Below are 14,771 nucleotides of genomic sequence, written 5' to 3'. Positions count from 1 at the left end.
TGAAGACATTAGTAAAGAGGAAGCTGAAAGTGCCGCCTCCTCATTTATAGTAAACGTCTGGTGCAAGCTCCCGGGTCAGCTCGCTGTCAGACGATATTCATAAAATGATCATGAAAATGGAAAACGGTTACTTTACCTTCTAGCAATTCCAAATGAGTTCAAGTATACTAAAATTAGCCAGGAGGGATGAAAATGAATGAATTTGAAAAAAATGTTCAAAGCAAGCGGAATGATGTGACCGACTCAGCCGTTGGTTTTATCGTCACATTCGGATTTTTCGCCTCAATGTTTATTTTGGCAACAATTATACACCTCGTTGGATCTTAACTTCATGATTGCTAAATGACTGCCGTTTAGGCAGTTTTTTTATTGATTTTGTAAGATATCATATGGAGGTTGCGTGTAAAACGTTCCTTTCTTCTCAAGAAATTCATAGGTCACACTACCGTCTCGATCTGTGCGGTACACCTCCATTTGATGATCCTTTAGTTTTTTCAAAACTTCCTGATGAGGATGCTGATAACGATTGCGTTCACCAGCCGAAATGAGTGCATAGGACGGCTCCAGATGTCGAAGCCACTCCTCACTTGTTGACCCTTTACTCCCATGATGCCCAACCTTTAAGACATCCGCTCGCAGGTGGGGATAGGCTTCTATGATGTCTCGTTCCCCTTCTTGTTCAAGGTCTCCAGTGAACAGAAAACGTTTTCCGCCAAGAGTAAAAGCCAGAACGAGTGAATCATTGTTCTTACTTGTCACTCGGTCTTGCAAAGGGTGCAGAACCTCAAATATGTGCTCTCCAACTCGGAGCTGATCTCCTCTTTCTAATTCATCAATAAATATCCCTTTTTTAGCTGCTTCTTTTAGCAGCTTTGCGTCCTCTGGACTTCGGGCAAAGCCTTTTGGTATGGCCAGCCGCTTTACTTTATTTCGGTTGATTAAACGAACCGCTTCTCCCATGTGATCTTGATCAGCATGCGTGAGAATCAGCACATCAAGTTTTGCTATACCTTTAGAATGCAGAAACGGGATCAGCGTTTGATCACCGATCGTAGATACTTTACGTCTTTTTTTCCACGGTTCCTCTTCAAAAGAAAGTCTGCCCCCTGTATCCACAAGCAGATGCCCCTTTCGATAGGGCAGTTGAATAAACAAACTATCCCCCTGCCCTACATCCAGCATCGTGACCTCCCCTTTTTGGAGAAAGTTCGGAGTAAAAAAGTGTACACTCAAAACACCAATGAAAAAAAGAATTGGCACAGAATAGGATTTCACAGAAGCTTTGCACTCCATCACAAACAGCAGAAAAACAATGGCACTCACTTCCAGAAGAATATGCCACCAAGTAGATTTCATAAAAATCAAGTTAAACCCATCAAAAACTGCCATATGTGCTGACAACTGATGACTTAGCTGGATGACCGAATCAAGCAGCTGGAACAATGCTTGTCCAAAAGGGAGATAAATGATGGACAAAAGAAAAAAGAGTAAGGACAGAGGCAGGACAACCGTCGTATAAAAAGGGACAAACATCATATTCAATGGGATGCTCAGCAAAGAAAATTGCTGAAAATGATATAAAAGAACAGGAAGTGAGGCAAGCTGCGCAACAAAGGATATAAGGAATAACTGCATCACTGCACTTTTCGCTTGTGATAAGATTTTGGTCGATAACAAAATAAAGAACGTTACCACGAATGAAAGCTGAAATCCGATATCAAATAGATATAGAGGATGAATCGCTAATAAGAGTAAAAACGTTGCGCTTAATACGACAGCAGAAGGCTGTTTCATTTCTTTCGGCAGGCCCGTCATCACTAAATAGATTCCTGCCATGAGACAAGCTCTTAAAACCGATGGTGCAGCACCAGTCAAACAAGCATAAACAGGAAGAAAGAATAATAGAAGAATACGTGCTGTCTCTCTTGTCACACCGGCACGAAGCAGACACCAAAATAAACAGGCAAGAAGCGTTTGCACATGCAGTCCTGAGATCGCTAACAGATGAATAATGCCGAGCATTTGATAGTCTCTTAATGTGTCAGGATCAATCAACTCACGATCACCAAAAATAAGGGCCTGTACAATGCCTACAGAGTTTTTCGGCACATGATCTTCTAAGAATTTTAAGCCCTTTTGTCTCATCGCTTGAAGATAATAGGAAGGTCTGTCTTTTTTTGTACAGCCTTTGATTGACTGCGGTAAGAAAATGGCGCTAATGCCTTTTGATTTTAGAAATTGATCGTATTGAAACCCGTTAGGAATGGTTGCGTGTTTAGGCGGCCGAACATCACCTGTCATATGACAGCTCATACCTGGCTCTACATCTTTTAGCGCCTCTTTTTCACGCTCTGTTTGAATGGTATAGAAAGCGGCTAGCCGTTCATGTTCTGTTGACACAGTTGCTGAAAAACGATTGCCATCTGTTTTCGGAATACTTTCAATCACAACGGAGCCGGAAAGAAATTTTTCTTGTACAGGTTGATCCGTTTCAAAAAACTCATGAACCATAAAAATAAGAGTATAAACAGCTCCACATAGGCTGACCATCAGAAAGAGCCGGGGAATTTTTTTCAGTAGGCTGAGAAGTAATATGATGAGAAGAAAGAGAAGGAAATACATATGAAGATGATATGCAGCCAGAGCAATTCCAACAGCTGCTGAAATTGCCCAAAACGGCAAATAATTAAACATAGGAAGTAAATAATTGATTCGCCTTCTCATGCATAACGCGAATTTCTGTTTCACTAAGTCCTGATTCACTTAGCTTGCCAATTAAATCTGCAACAAAGGCCAATTTTTCTTGATTTTTTAAGTCGATGATCATTTCATCCAGTTCAACTTGTTCCGTTTGAACACCTGCCTGCTCAAATAAATCAACGGCATATGGGTGATTATTATAATCCTTTGCATAGTACACGGTTCGAATACCTGCTTGAATAATGGCTTTACAGCACTGCAAACAAGGAAAATGCGTGACATATATTTCAGCATCCGCTGTAGGTGCACCAAATTTGGCACATTGTAAAATAGCGTTCATTTCCGCATGGATGGTGCGAACGCAGTGATGATCAATGACATAGCATCCCACATCTGCACAGTGGACATCACCAGCAATTGAGCCATTATATCCCCCTGCAATGATACGCTTGTCTCTGACGATGGTCGCCCCAACAGCTAACCGCTCACAGGTGCTTCGTAAAGCAAGCAAATGGCTTTGTGCCATAAAATATTGATTCCATGAAATTCTTTCCACGAGCTGATCCCTCCAGAATGATGATTGGTATTAAGTGTACATGCCTTCCTTCTATACCGTCAATTCTACTTAACGGTCAATTCACTTTTCAGCCGTTCAATGGTCTTCTCCCCAAAACCTGAAATGTTCCGCAAATCTTCAATTTGTTGAAATTCTCCGTGTTCCTCTCTGTACGTAATGATGGCTTCTGCTTTAGCTGGCCCTATTCCGTTAATGGTTTGCAATTCCGCCGCATCAGCCTGATTGACATTGACACCTTGACTCTTTTCATTACCCGATGGAGCGTCAGCAGCTGATATTTGTGTCTGCCTCTCCGCTTCTCCCTGCTTCCGGACATAAATCATCATACTGTCCTCTAATTTTGCTGCTTGATTGATTTCAACCGTGTCTGCTTTACTAGTAAAGCCCCCTGCTCTCCGAACCGCTTCTTCTACCCGTGCATCAGATTGAAACGTATAAACCCCTGGCTTTTTCACAGCTCCTTTGACCTCTACAAAAATGGGAGATGATTCATGATCGGTCTTTTCTCGTTTGTCTTCTAATGTGACTTGTATGTCTTTATCTTCCTTCAATACACTTGGCTCTCTGCTGCTCTCCCTATTTCCTGCGAAAAGGAAGAAAGTGATGATGATCACGACCATGAGCCCAGCTCCGATATAAAGACTGTATTTTTTCAATGGAATGAGTCGCTTCACGTGCTCACGCTTCTTTCAATCATATTTTTCTATTGCTCAACATACTGTTTAGAAGATAACAGATCCTATGCGTCTAAGGAGGGAGAACGTTTGAATATAGGGATAATCGGTACAGGAAACATGGGTACCATACTTACTGAGGCATTTATTGAATCAAAGGCAGTCAATCCCTCATCCATCACCATCACAAACCGGACCATTGAAAAAGCGTTCAATATAAAAAAGAACCACCCAGAGCTTGAAGTTACGAAACAGCTTACAGGAGCTGTCACGAATAAAGATTTTATCTTTGTTTGTGTCAAACCGCTTGATATTTATCCACTTTTAAAAGAGCTGAGCCCTCTTTTAACAGAGCACCAAACCATTGTCATCATCACAAGCCCGGTACATCCTGAACAGCTTCAGGATATCGTTCCTTGTCAAACAGCACGGCTGATTCCAAGCATTACGAACCGCGCTTTATCAGGGGCGTCACTTTTAACATTTGGATCGTCATGCAATGTCGCGACGAAAACAGCGTTAAGACAGTTAGCTTCCTGCATTTCAACACCCGTTGAGATTCATCATTCGATTACAAGAGCGGCGTCAGATATCGTCAGCTGCGGTCCTGCCTTTATCAGCTTTCTCGTTCAGAAAATGATTGAAGCAGCTGTCGAAGAAACAGATATTTCTAAAGAAGAAGCCACCACCTTATCAGAAGATATGCTTGTAGGACTTGGCCGTTTGATTGAAAAAAGAGTCTATACCCTTCCGACACTGCAAGACAAAGTGTGTGTTAAAGGCGGCGTCACTGGTGAAGGGATTAAAGCACTTGAAGCAGGTGTTCAAGATATGTTTCACCGCCTCTTTCAAAACACCCATGAAAAATTCGATGAAGACCTTGAAGCGGTTGCGCATCAATACCCGCCAAGTGTGTTTACTGATGATCGCAGAAATTAATCATCTCTGCAACAAGCGAAAAAAGGGTTTTAAAAAACCATCGTTCCATTAAACGATGGTTTTTGGTTTCTTAGCTGAAATGAAATATCTTTCGGCAAACTCCCCGGGCGCTTCATTTGTAAAATCAGCAGTCACTTCTATCTGTTCAAAGCCAGCGGACTCAAGGAACGCCGCATATGTCTCAAATGGAAATGTACGCTGTTCATGTGTCTCATCATAACGCTGATACACGTCTCCGTCCTTTACAAAAAAGCTTAAATCGTGAATGACCGAATACACGTCATCCCCTTTATCACTCTGCCAAATATAGCTGATCTCTTCATCTTGATCGGCATAAGTCGAACCTGGGAATACCTCTTCCATTTTATAAGGTGTATGAACATCAAAGAGTAAAACCCCATCTGCCTCTAAAAGCTGAAACATGTTTTTAAAGGTTTTTTTGACGTCATTTTCGTTTTTTAAGTAATTCAAGGAATCACAGCAAATAACCGCTGCTTGAAAGACTTGCTCAAAACCCGTAAGCTCTCTCATATCTTGGAGTAAAAATTGAATTGACTGCCTTTTCGCCTGTGCTTTTTGCTGCGCGAAGGCCAGCATTTCTTCACTGAGGTCAATTCCTGTGACTGCGTGGCCCTTTTCAGCTAACCGAAGAGAAATTTCTCCAGTTCCACAGCCAACATCAATAATGGCAGCATTCGGTTTGATGTACTGCTGGATCCACTGAACCCATTCATCATAAGGTGCATGTGTCATGAGCTCGTCATACACACCTGCAAACCCTTGATAAATCATGAGTTAATGCCAAGTGAAAGCGTTTCTCTCGGCGCATCTCCCCATAGCTTCTCTAGGTTGTAGTATCCTCTTTCTTCTTTGTGGAACACATGAGCAATGACATCACCAAGATCAATCAATACCCATCTTGCTTCATCAAAGCCTTCCATCTTCTTCACTTCGATTCCACTTTCCTCTGCAAGATGTTTTACTTCTCTTGCAATGGCCTGCACTTGCTTATCAGAGTTCCCGTGACAAATGAGAAAATAATCGGCAACAAGTGAGATTCCTTGCATATTAAGGGCAATAATATCCTCAGCCCGTTTATCATCGCATGCTCCTGCCGCGACGTTTAAAATTGATGATGAATCCATCCAAATACCTCCTTAATTGTTCTTATGCACAAGCGAGTTGTAAGTAGCCAATGTATCTGGAAAGACTGGCTGATTCTTTTTCAATAAGAAGCTGATGGTGTTTTTTAGTGACTGAACCAGCGCGCTATCCAAATCATGCTCTGCTAACTCTCTTACTTCTTCAACACCAGGGAAATGACGTCCTGGTTCGATATAATCAGCGACATAAATGACCTTTTCAAGTAATGTCATGTTTGGCCTGCCTGATGTATGAAATTCAATGGCAGTTAAAATGTCTTGATCGTCAATGCCTGCTTCCTTTTTAACCAGATAAGCACCAACCGGGGCATGCCAAAGCTCAGGCGAATATTCAAGCAATAGAGGGTTCATCTGTTCCTTCTGGATAATTCCCTTCATTTCTTCCTTTGGTCTAAATTTCGCATAATCATGAAAAATAGCGGCGATCTCTGCTTTTTTCACATCTGCACCGAACCGTTCCGCTAATGAAATGGCTGCACTCATGACCCCGAGTGTATGCGTATATCTATGCTCTGTTAACTGCTCTTTGACACAGTTCAATGCTTCTTCACGATTCATATAAATGATGCTCCTTTATATAACGCTCAACAGCTTTCGGTATCAAATAATCGACAGGTTTTTCCTGCTTTATTCGCTGCCTAATCAATGTCGATGATACATCAAAAGCTGGAACATCTGCAAATAAAAGAGGATATGCCGTACTTCCGGCATAACCCGGTCTTTTCATCCCAATAAAGGTGATCATCTGAAGCAAATCATCAATCCGATGCCATTTTGGCAAATACTCGACCATGTCAGCTCCAATCATAAAAAAGAACTCATCTTCAGGATGACGCTTCTTTAAAAGCTCCACCGTATCCACTGTATAAGATGGACCCTCTCGCTCCATTTCAATGAGCTCCAGCCGAAAATGTGGATTTGACTGGATCGCCGCTTCCACCATTTTCACCCGGTGACGACTATCTGCTCGTTTCCGGTCTGTTTTATGAGGGGGCTTGTGATTTGGGATAAACCACATTTCATCAAGCCCTACTTGAAAACGCACCTCATTCGCCATCAGCAAATGCCCATTATGAGGAGGATCAAACGTACCGCCAAACAACCCTATTTTTTTCATATCACATCCACCTTTACGGCAGCTTAATTTGTTTATTTTCCTTTGATTCTTTATAAAGGACAATCACATTTCCGATCGTTTGAACAAGTTCAGCTTTTGCACCTTTTACAAGTGCTTTCGCAACTTCCGTTTTGTCCTCGTCGCAGTTTTGTAATACGCTGACCTTTAACAGTTCTCTTACTTCAAGCGCCTCGGAAATTTGCTTGATCATATTGTCATTTACCCCGCCTTTTCCTACTTGAAAAATAGGTGATAAATGATGTGCTTTTGCACGTAAAAAACGTTTTTGTTTCCCTTTTAACATGGTGTTCCTCCTAATTTCTCTATCACAATTGACTTCATTTTTCTGGCGTCAGGCGTGATGCCTGTCCACAGTTCAAAGGCTCTTGCTGCTTGTCCAACAAACATGCCGACACCATCTACTGTTTTCAAACCTAACCCGGCTGCTTCTTTGAGCAGCTTTGTTTCTATTGGATTATACACAATATCACAAACGACCGCTGTTTTTTTTGCGTTTGCTAAAGAAATCGGGGTTTCTTCAACATTCGGGTACATACCGATTGAGGTCGTATGGATGATGACATCATATTCCCCAAGTCGTTCTTCTGCTGTCTTTAAAATAATGGCACTAGAAGTAATGTTCCCATCTGCACTTTCAATTAAAGCCTCAGCTTTTTCAATGGTTCGGTTGGTGATATCAAAGCTTTTCGGTGCATACTCAGCGATTGTCGTATAAATCGCTCTTGCCGCTCCGCCAGCACCAATCATAAGAAATGACAGCTCTGATAATGGCTGATCCAAGGCTTCAAGCAATGAATGAAGAAAGCCCTCTCCATCTGTGTTGTACCCAACGAGCTGACCTCCTTCGAGCCGCACCGTATTGACTGCACGCAGGCGTTCAGCTGTCACATCAATTTTATCAAGGTACTGCATAATGTCTACCTTGTGCGGAACAGTGACGTTAAAGCCGCTGATTCCTAAGGCTTTCATACCGTGAATGGCATCTTTAAGGTCTTCGTCTTCTACTTGAAAGCCATGATAATGTCCATCAATCCCAGCATCCTTCAATGCTGCATTATGAATATCCGGAGACATTGAATGACCAACAGGGTTACCGATTAATCCGTATAAAGGTTTCAAGGTCTCTCCCCCTTTGAACATTTAAATTAACGAACGTCTCATAAACACATGAACGCCTTTTGGCGCATAGACTTTGATTTGCTTCCCTGCATCATTTGCCGTTACCCATCCTAAGCCTGAAAAGACGATGTCCATTTTCGGCTGATCAATCGTAAAGGTATGCGGAACGAGCGGAGGGAAATCTTCCATCCCCTCTTTTGATGGCGGTGATAGCAGTTCCCCGGCATGTTTTTCATATAAATCATCTGCGTTCTCTAACTTTGTTCTGTGTATGTTCAGCTCATTTGGCATATAACAGACAAATGACGTTCTGCCGCCTTTTACATAATCAAATCGAGCAAGCCCGCCAAAATAAAGTGTTTGTGCTTCATTTAATTGGAACGTTCTCGGTTTCAATTCTTTTTTCGGCGCTAAGATCTTCAAGTCATTTTTGCTGACATAGTGCGCCATCTGATGACGGTTGATAATGCCCGGCGTATCAAATAGAGCAGATCCGTCATCAAGCGGGATCTCAATGGCATCAAGTGTTGTACCTGGATATTGGGATGTGGTGATCACGTTCTCTTCGCCAGATACTTCTTTGATGATTCGATTGATAAATGTGGATTTTCCAACATTCGTACAGCCGACGACATAGACATTTCTTCCCTCACGGTAATGATCGATCGCTTCCATCACCTCAGGTACACCCTGACCTCTGCTTGCACTGATTAAGAAAACATCGATCGGGTTTAATCCATTTTCTTTTGCTTCCCGTTTCATCCAATGAATCAGACGATCCTTTTTCACGGATTTCGGTAAAATATCCACTTTGTTGCCGACGAGTAAAATCGGATTACCACCGACAATACGACTCAGCCCATTGATCCAGCTTCCGTTAAAGTCAAAAATATCAACGACCTTTACAATCAGAGAATCTGTCTCTCCAATGCTGTGCAATATATTTAAAAAGTCGTCTTCTGTTAAAGAAACATCTTGTATTTCATTGTAGTTCTTTAACCTAAAACAGCGCTGACAGATCACATCTTCTTTCAATAGAGATGCTGCCGGCGCATATCCTAATTGATCTTTATCTTCCGTCTGAATGGCTACACCGCAGCCAATACAAACAACCTTTTCCATTATTACTCTTCCTCCCACTGAATGTGGCCCTTACGCTTTAAGGCTCCTAAAATTCTGCGTTCAATCTGCCTGTTAAACTTGGTGAAAAATCCGTCCGAGGCAGCGACAGGGACGACCAAAATCGTATGGAAGCCATGACGATTCCCGCCTAGTACATCGGTCATGAGCTGATCCCCAATGACCACCACATCTTCTTTTTTCAATTGCATATCAGAGACTGCCTTATTAAAGGCTCTTCCCATAGGCTTTTTCGCTTTATAAATAAACGGGATATGAACTGGTTCAGAAAAAAGCTTGACCCTTTTTTCATTATTGTTCGATACAATCGTCACTTGTATCCCGTGATCCTTCATTTCTTGAAACCATTCAATTAAGCGGGGCGTCGCACTTGGACGGTCCCATTCTACTAGTGTGTTATCTAAATCGGTAATAATTCCTTTTACATTTCGTTCTTTTAGTTTTTGCGGTGAAATGTGGAAAATGCTTTTCACAAATTCATCCGGTAAGAAATACTTCTTTAGCACAATTTGCACCCTTTCTTCCATTGGTTTTTCAGCGATTGTGTCGAATCAAATCACAATTTGTCTGTCTATCGAATACAATGAAAAAGTTTTCGACATATGATGAGGACCTTCAACAGGTGTGGATAATTTTACACACATTATCCACCTATATTTCATCACGCTTTCATTCAATTATAAACACTCTACCCACAAGTTATCCACTTCACCATGTGGATAACAGAACGATTGTTCTTGTTTCCCATTCATGGTAGATTAAAGGTACTTCAGAGACATTCGATCAACCTATGATGATATGTCTTTTCCTTAAGTTTTATGCCAACTTTTTCAGGGGAGGTGTTTTTCCCATCATATGGGTTTCTAGTATGAAAAAGCTGTCAGATGATTTACTTATAGAATCGTATTATAAAGCAAATGAAATGAACTTAAATCGCGACTTCATTGAATTAATTGAGACAGAAATGAAAAGACGTTCGCTCGGGCATATGCTCTCTGTTTCCTCTTAATTCCATTTCGCAGGAACCATGCCTCCCGAGCACTCTCCTTTTTTAAACTCAGGTGACTGATATTATATCACTTGCGCTATAGGCTTACTACTATTTTCCGTAAAAAACACCCCTTCTCATCAAAGAAGAGGTGTCTTATTTGCAAGGCTGTTCATTCCAAAACCATAACCCTCCGCCTACGACCAAAATGACCACAAGGAACACAACAAGAAAAGCGTAACCGATTCCTGCTCCTTGAGCTGGATAAGGTGAACACGCAGGGTAAGGATAAGGGCATCCCCACATATCAGTTACCTCCTTCTAGGAAGATATACTGTTAGACTATGCTGGATGGATGGTCTTGTTTAGGCAGATGGCCATCATTTAAAAATGTTTGATGACATCACGCTCTTTGATTTCGTTATAAATAATTCTTGCCCCTTTTGGCGTCATATGATTGCCAGAAGGGTCGATCAAACCTGATTGAATCAGCGCATTGTCACTATCTTCACCAGCTTCTCGGATGAACGCTTTCCAATTGTCGACAAGCGGTACTTGCTGATCCTTGGCTATTTCTCTCGTAATGTCATTATAGGAATTTTGCCAAGCTCTTGCCCCGCCTCTCTCAGCAAAATAAGATGACTTATACCTAGAGTAGTAATACAAGCCCTTTTTTCCGCCTTCTACAACAGGTACACAGGTCATGAGAATCGGGGTAATGCCTTCTTTTCTACTTTCAGAAATGAAGTAGGATACATTTTCTTTAAATCGTTTTTTCGTCACGCGGGGATGTTTCCCATCTAAAATCGCCGCATCATTCGTACCGAACATGATGAGGACGTAAGTTGGTTTCTGCTTTAAAATATCCTGCTCAAAGCGAAGCTTCGCGTCTTCAGTTGTCTGCCCACCAATGCCTGCATTCTTCACTTGAATTTGGCCGCGCTCGACGTTTTTCATGAGATTCACCCATTTTTCAGATGTTGGATAATCTCGAAAGTCCCAGTTTGATCCCCTTGTATTGCTGTCGCCAAATGCAATGACACTTTCTTGTTCTGGCTTTGAGCACCCAGCAGCGACACAAAGCAGGATAAAAAGGACAACACATTTCTTCACAACATTCACCTCCAAAAGCCCTCTTCATATAGTAAACGACAAGACTTTTGGTTTCAATGAATGACTGTTTTTGACGAATGCTTCCTATTGCAGGTGAACAGGTACATACGCTTTGTCATGATGCAGCAGTTCGCTCACTTTGACAAATTCATAGCCTCGATCCTTTAATTCAGGAATCACTTGTTTCAGTGCTTCTACCGTCTGCTTCCGATTGCCCCCGCCATCATGCAAAAGAATGATATCGCCGCCTTGAATATGATCAATAATCCGGCTCGCAATTTTGCGTGAGCCTGGTCTTGACCAGTCCTTCGGATCTTGCGTAAAGGACCACATGACCACATCATATCCTTGCTTTGACAAAATGCGGAATGATGTCATCGTCAAGCGGCCACCAGGGGGGCGAAATAATAAGGGTCCGCCAGGCTGAAGTGAAGCGATATGAGCCGCTGATTCTTTTAATTCCTGCTTGATCTCCTTTGATGATAACAGGTCAAAATACGTATGATTCATCGTGTGATTGCCAAGCTCATTTCCCTCGCCTACGATTCGTTCCGCAATCTCTGGATATGTATGAATACGGCTGCCTACAACAAAAAAGCTGGCATTCACTTGATGCTCCTTCAGCACATCCAATACTTGATTCGTGTACACTGGATGAGGTCCATCATCAAAGGTCAGTGCAATCTTTTTTCGTTCCTGTCTCATGTCCCAAAAAGCTCGTCCTGTTTTTTCTAGGTCGATCCTTTTTAATGTTCGAGCCTCTATTTTATTAGGAACAAACGTGCATAGCAGTAATATACACATCAAGACATGCAACCCTCTCATTTGACCGCCTCCACAGAACATTCTTACAGATTAAATTGCCCGCTTTTTGATGAATCATTCAGCATTCATAGTCACGGTCCGCATCTCTGACTTCTTTTTTGACATAAAAAAAGCCGGCCCATCAGGCCCGCTTTTTGTTTCACGTTTGGTTTCTCTCTTCAACTGTCGAACGTTGCTTAGAATTCATACAGACACTCTCCTTCTTGGATTTGATTTTGAGCCCATAATAATTTCTGATAATACTGGTTGGACTTCTGGTATTGTTGAGAGGCTTCTAAGGCTGTCGCAATTTCTAGTGAGATATCCTCTATATAAGAGTATAGGCTAAGTTTTTCCAAATAATCAATGGTTTTTTGCAGTTGTTCTTCATTCATTCCTTGAACATATAAAGCATCCAGATACTCAAACATATGACAAAACAGCTGGTCTTCATGCTTCTTTGCAGCTAATTTTCCATCTTCTAATATGCGGCGTGCTTCCACTTGTTCATTTTGTCTAAAAAGCAGTTTTGCCAGCGTATAGAGCGTATGCGGAAGCGTGGGAAGCTGCTCTTTACAGGCAATATCAGCCGATTCCGTTAAATAGCGTTCTGCTTCCTCTCTATAGCCCAGCTCCCCATAACATTTTCCTAAATTATAAAGCGCTGAACTGTATATCCGCGGGTGATCAATCTGTGATGCGAGCTGTTTTGCTTTTTTTAAATGAGGCAGTGCCCGGTCTTTTCGTTTTAGATCTTGATAGTTTCCTGAGATAACAAAAAGGCACTGAATGATGCGAATAGAGTAGGCATCATGCTGATCGTATATTTCCAGCGCCTTTAAAATATGATGCATCGAGACATGCGTTTGCTTCATTATATAGTAGGCTTCTGCTACTTTAAAATGAAACTCAGCCTGCTCAATATCATCAAATACCATGGACAGCTGTTTTTCTGCCACTCGATAATATTTGACGGCTTCTAAATATTCTTTTTGACTAAACTCATGCATGCCACGAAAAAATGCATGGTAATAATGCAGCATATCAGATAACTCATGATTGGAATTTTCGATTTTATCGACAAGATTAGATACTGAGAAAGGTTGATATTTTGAAGGGTGTATATAGTCAAGCATGATTTGGTGCCGAAAACACATGAGCTGATAATAAATCAGTAAATGCTGGTCCTCTTCCATCCGTTCAATTTCCGCTTCTACTTCTGCTTTCAGGATTTCCGCATCTGGAACACTGAACTGCCGTATCATTCGATACCATTCATTAATTTTCATACCTACATGTGAAGAAAGAACCTTCCCCATGTTCCGAAAAAACCCCTTCCTTTTCGGTCTAATATTACATATTTTAGCACGCTTCTTGACCGCCAAGCACCGCAAAGAAACCGCAAACATATGAGAAGGGCAGCAAAAACAGACGAACAGAAGCCCGTTTTTTTCGAAAAAGATGATTTTTTCATCGTACAGACACAGACAATCCCCCCTTCACATACATTTGAGGATATAGGCAGTGGCCTAAACATGGTGGAGGTGAAAATCGTGGCAGGAGTATTTACAGCGATGGGATTGATGGTCAAAGAATTGGTGTTCTTAGTGTCCTATGTCAAAAACAATGCCTTTCCACAGCCCCTTTCAGGAGATGATGAAAAAAAATACTTAGCCCTTATGGCACAGGGCGATGAACACGCGAGAAATATGCTGATTGAACATAACCTTCGGCTCGTCGCCCATATTGTCAAGAAATTTGAAAATACCGGGGAAGACGCTGAAGACCTCATCTCCATCGGGACGATCGGACTCATTAAAGCCATCGAAAGCTATTCCTCTGGAAAAGGAACAAAGCTGGCAACGTATGCGGCGCGGTGTATTGAAAACGAAATTCTGATGCATTTACGCGCACTCAAAAAAACTAAAAAGGATGTCTCCTTACATGACCCCATCGGTCAGGATAAAGAAGGCAACGAAATTTCTTTAATTGATGTCTTAAAATCAGAAAGTGAAGATGTGATCGATACCATTCAGCTCAACATGGAGCTTGAAAAAGTAAAGGAGTATATCGACATTCTCGACGGCCGAGAAAAAGAAGTCATCGTCGGCCGATTCGGTCTTGATTTAAAGAAAGAAAAAACGCAGCGGGAAATAGCAAAGGAGCTCGGGATTTCGCGGAGCTATGTATCCCGTATTGAGAAGCGGGCGCTGATGAAGATGTTTCATGAATTTTACCGGGCGGAGAAGGAGAAACGGAAGCGGGAGAAGGGGAAATAATATCAAAGAAGCCGGTCTAAATTCCGGCTTCTTTTCATTCCACTAAGCACTCAACATAATAAAACCATATCATTGGTTATGGAGCTTAATTCCATTACACTCCTTATATTCATTTGCCATCGTTTCTATACGTTTAT

At 41.8% G+C, this 14,771-nt stretch carries 19 protein-coding genes; 4 read left to right on the top strand and 15 right to left on the bottom strand.

Features of this window, described 5'->3' with window-relative positions:
* Nucleotides 1-192: 192 nt before the first annotated feature.
* Nucleotides 193-327, top strand: coding sequence for a YqzM family protein (locus C6Y02_RS11570; protein WP_012010638.1), 135 nt, complete (start codon nt 193-195; stop codon nt 325-327).
* 39 nt (nt 328-366) lie between these two features.
* On the opposite strand, the gene C6Y02_RS11565 is transcribed toward C6Y02_RS11570, so the two are convergent.
* The 3 genes from C6Y02_RS11565 to C6Y02_RS11555 all read right to left on the bottom strand — a co-directional run bounded on the left by C6Y02_RS11565 (nt 367) and on the right by C6Y02_RS11555 (nt 3,951).
* A complete protein-coding gene (locus tag C6Y02_RS11565) occupies nt 367-2,694 on the bottom strand; it encodes a DNA internalization-related competence protein ComEC/Rec2 (protein ID WP_106031291.1) in 2,328 nt (775 codons plus the stop codon).
* Nucleotides 2,687-3,256, bottom strand: coding sequence for a ComE operon protein 2 (locus tag C6Y02_RS11560; protein WP_106031290.1), 570 nt, complete (start codon nt 3,254-3,256; stop codon nt 2,687-2,689). Before C6Y02_RS11560 ends, C6Y02_RS11565 begins: the two co-directional genes overlap by 8 nt.
* A 65-nt stretch (nt 3,257-3,321) precedes the next feature.
* On the bottom strand, nt 3,322-3,951 hold the full coding sequence (locus C6Y02_RS11555; RefSeq protein WP_106031289.1) for a helix-hairpin-helix domain-containing protein: 630 nt from the start codon (nt 3,949-3,951) through the stop codon (nt 3,322-3,324).
* 90 nt (nt 3,952-4,041) lie between these two features.
* On the opposite strand from C6Y02_RS11555, the gene comER reads away from it, so the two are divergent.
* Entirely contained in the window at nt 4,042-4,890 is an 849-nt protein-coding gene (gene comER / locus C6Y02_RS11550) for a late competence protein ComER (protein WP_060596644.1), read from the top strand.
* Between the two features lie 48 nt (nt 4,891-4,938).
* Here comER and C6Y02_RS11545 read toward each other — a convergent pair whose 3' ends face one another.
* The 8 genes from C6Y02_RS11545 to C6Y02_RS11510 are packed head-to-tail and all read right to left on the bottom strand — an operon-like array spanning nt 4,939 to nt 9,956.
* The gene (locus C6Y02_RS11545) at nt 4,939-5,682 is read right to left on the bottom strand and encodes a class I SAM-dependent DNA methyltransferase (RefSeq protein WP_106031288.1); all 744 of its coding nucleotides are present in this window, start codon (nt 5,680-5,682) and stop codon (nt 4,939-4,941) included.
* On the bottom strand, nt 5,679-6,035 hold the full coding sequence (gene rsfS / locus C6Y02_RS11540) for a ribosome silencing factor (protein WP_003217467.1): 357 nt from the start codon (nt 6,033-6,035) through the stop codon (nt 5,679-5,681). The genes C6Y02_RS11545 and rsfS overlap by 4 nt, the downstream gene beginning before the upstream one ends.
* Before the next feature lie 12 nt (nt 6,036-6,047).
* On the bottom strand, nt 6,048-6,611 hold the full coding sequence (gene yqeK, locus C6Y02_RS11535) for a bis(5'-nucleosyl)-tetraphosphatase (symmetrical) YqeK (RefSeq protein WP_034661375.1): 564 nt from the start codon (nt 6,609-6,611) through the stop codon (nt 6,048-6,050).
* Nucleotides 6,601-7,170, bottom strand: coding sequence for a nicotinate-nucleotide adenylyltransferase (locus C6Y02_RS11530; protein WP_060596641.1), 570 nt, complete (start codon nt 7,168-7,170; stop codon nt 6,601-6,603). Before C6Y02_RS11530 ends, yqeK begins: the two co-directional genes overlap by 11 nt.
* Before the next feature lie 13 nt (nt 7,171-7,183).
* Entirely contained in the window at nt 7,184-7,474 is a 291-nt protein-coding gene (gene yhbY / locus C6Y02_RS11525; protein ID WP_034661378.1) for a ribosome assembly RNA-binding protein YhbY, read from the bottom strand.
* A complete protein-coding gene (gene aroE / locus C6Y02_RS11520; RefSeq protein WP_106031287.1) occupies nt 7,468-8,310 on the bottom strand; it encodes a shikimate dehydrogenase in 843 nt (280 codons plus the stop codon). The genes yhbY and aroE overlap by 7 nt, the downstream gene beginning before the upstream one ends.
* A gap of 21 nt (nt 8,311-8,331) precedes the next feature.
* Nucleotides 8,332-9,432, bottom strand: a complete 1,101-nt coding sequence (yqeH, locus tag C6Y02_RS11515; protein WP_106031286.1) for a ribosome biogenesis GTPase YqeH — start codon at nt 9,430-9,432, stop codon at nt 8,332-8,334.
* Nucleotides 9,433-9,434: 2 nt separating this feature from the next.
* Entirely contained in the window at nt 9,435-9,956 is a 522-nt protein-coding gene (locus tag C6Y02_RS11510; protein ID WP_034662006.1) for a YqeG family HAD IIIA-type phosphatase, read from the bottom strand.
* Between the two features lie 362 nt (nt 9,957-10,318).
* Between C6Y02_RS11510 and C6Y02_RS11505 the strand changes: the two genes are divergently transcribed.
* Nucleotides 10,319-10,459, top strand: a complete 141-nt coding sequence (locus tag C6Y02_RS11505; protein ID WP_003217327.1) for a sporulation histidine kinase inhibitor Sda — start codon at nt 10,319-10,321, stop codon at nt 10,457-10,459.
* Nucleotides 10,460-10,594: 135 nt separating this feature from the next.
* Here C6Y02_RS11505 and C6Y02_RS19335 read toward each other — a convergent pair whose 3' ends face one another.
* From C6Y02_RS19335 to C6Y02_RS11490, 4 genes are all read right to left on the bottom strand, one after another.
* Complete coding sequence (locus C6Y02_RS19335) at nt 10,595-10,744, bottom strand: hypothetical protein (protein WP_003217499.1); 150 nt, start codon at nt 10,742-10,744, stop codon at nt 10,595-10,597.
* 78 nt (nt 10,745-10,822) lie between these two features.
* Nucleotides 10,823-11,551 carry an SGNH/GDSL hydrolase family protein gene (locus C6Y02_RS11500; protein WP_223249890.1) on the bottom strand — a complete coding sequence of 243 codons (729 nt, stop codon included), beginning with the start codon at nt 11,549-11,551 and terminating at the stop codon, nt 10,823-10,825.
* An 84-nt stretch (nt 11,552-11,635) separates the two neighbouring features.
* Nucleotides 11,636-12,376: a polysaccharide deacetylase family protein gene (locus tag C6Y02_RS11495; protein WP_106031285.1), complete on the bottom strand. Its 741-nt coding sequence runs from the start codon at nt 12,374-12,376 to the stop codon at nt 11,636-11,638.
* Between the two features lie 176 nt (nt 12,377-12,552).
* A complete protein-coding gene (locus tag C6Y02_RS11490; RefSeq protein ID WP_034661385.1) occupies nt 12,553-13,674 on the bottom strand; it encodes a Rap family tetratricopeptide repeat protein in 1,122 nt (373 codons plus the stop codon).
* Nucleotides 13,675-13,908: 234 nt separating this feature from the next.
* Between C6Y02_RS11490 and sigK the strand changes: the two genes are divergently transcribed.
* Entirely contained in the window at nt 13,909-14,634 is a 726-nt protein-coding gene (gene sigK / locus C6Y02_RS11485; protein WP_034620857.1) for an RNA polymerase sporulation sigma factor SigK, read from the top strand.
* Nucleotides 14,635-14,771: the final 137 nt, after the last annotated feature.

It is taken from the genome of Bacillus sp. NMCC4 (assembly GCF_002998555.1).
Taxonomy (GTDB): domain Bacteria; phylum Bacillota; class Bacilli; order Bacillales; family Bacillaceae; genus Bacillus.
This window is presented reverse-complemented; position numbering and strand designations above follow the sequence as displayed.

What these genes read in the sequence shown, in the direction of transcription:
- yqeH (WP_106031286.1), bottom strand. Translation starts at nt 9,432, where the DNA reads ATGGAAAAGGTTGTTTGTATTGGCTGCGGTGTAGCCATTCAGACGGAA.
- rsfS (WP_003217467.1), bottom strand. Translation starts at nt 6,035, where the DNA reads ATGGATTCATCATCAATTTTAAACGTCGCGGCAGGAGCATGCGATGAT.
- yqeK (WP_034661375.1), bottom strand. Translation starts at nt 6,611, where the DNA reads ATGAATCGTGAAGAAGCATTGAACTGTGTCAAAGAGCAGTTAACAGAG.
- C6Y02_RS11570 (WP_012010638.1), top strand. Translation starts at nt 193, where the DNA reads ATGAATGAATTTGAAAAAAATGTTCAAAGCAAGCGGAATGATGTGACC.
- C6Y02_RS11565 (WP_106031291.1), bottom strand. Translation starts at nt 2,694, where the DNA reads ATGTTTAATTATTTGCCGTTTTGGGCAATTTCAGCAGCTGTTGGAATT.
- C6Y02_RS11495 (WP_106031285.1), bottom strand. Translation starts at nt 12,376, where the DNA reads ATGAGAGGGTTGCATGTCTTGATGTGTATATTACTGCTATGCACGTTT.
- C6Y02_RS11490 (WP_034661385.1), bottom strand. Translation starts at nt 13,674, where the DNA reads ATGGGGAAGGTTCTTTCTTCACATGTAGGTATGAAAATTAATGAATGG.
- yhbY (WP_034661378.1), bottom strand. Translation starts at nt 7,474, where the DNA reads ATGTTAAAAGGGAAACAAAAACGTTTTTTACGTGCAAAAGCACATCAT.
- C6Y02_RS19335 (WP_003217499.1), bottom strand. Translation starts at nt 10,744, where the DNA reads ATGTGGGGATGCCCTTATCCTTACCCTGCGTGTTCACCTTATCCAGCT.
- C6Y02_RS11530 (WP_060596641.1), bottom strand. Translation starts at nt 7,170, where the DNA reads ATGAAAAAAATAGGGTTGTTTGGCGGTACGTTTGATCCTCCTCATAAT.
- C6Y02_RS11545 (WP_106031288.1), bottom strand. Translation starts at nt 5,682, where the DNA reads ATGATTTATCAAGGGTTTGCAGGTGTGTATGACGAGCTCATGACACAT.
- C6Y02_RS11505 (WP_003217327.1), top strand. Translation starts at nt 10,319, where the DNA reads ATGAAAAAGCTGTCAGATGATTTACTTATAGAATCGTATTATAAAGCA.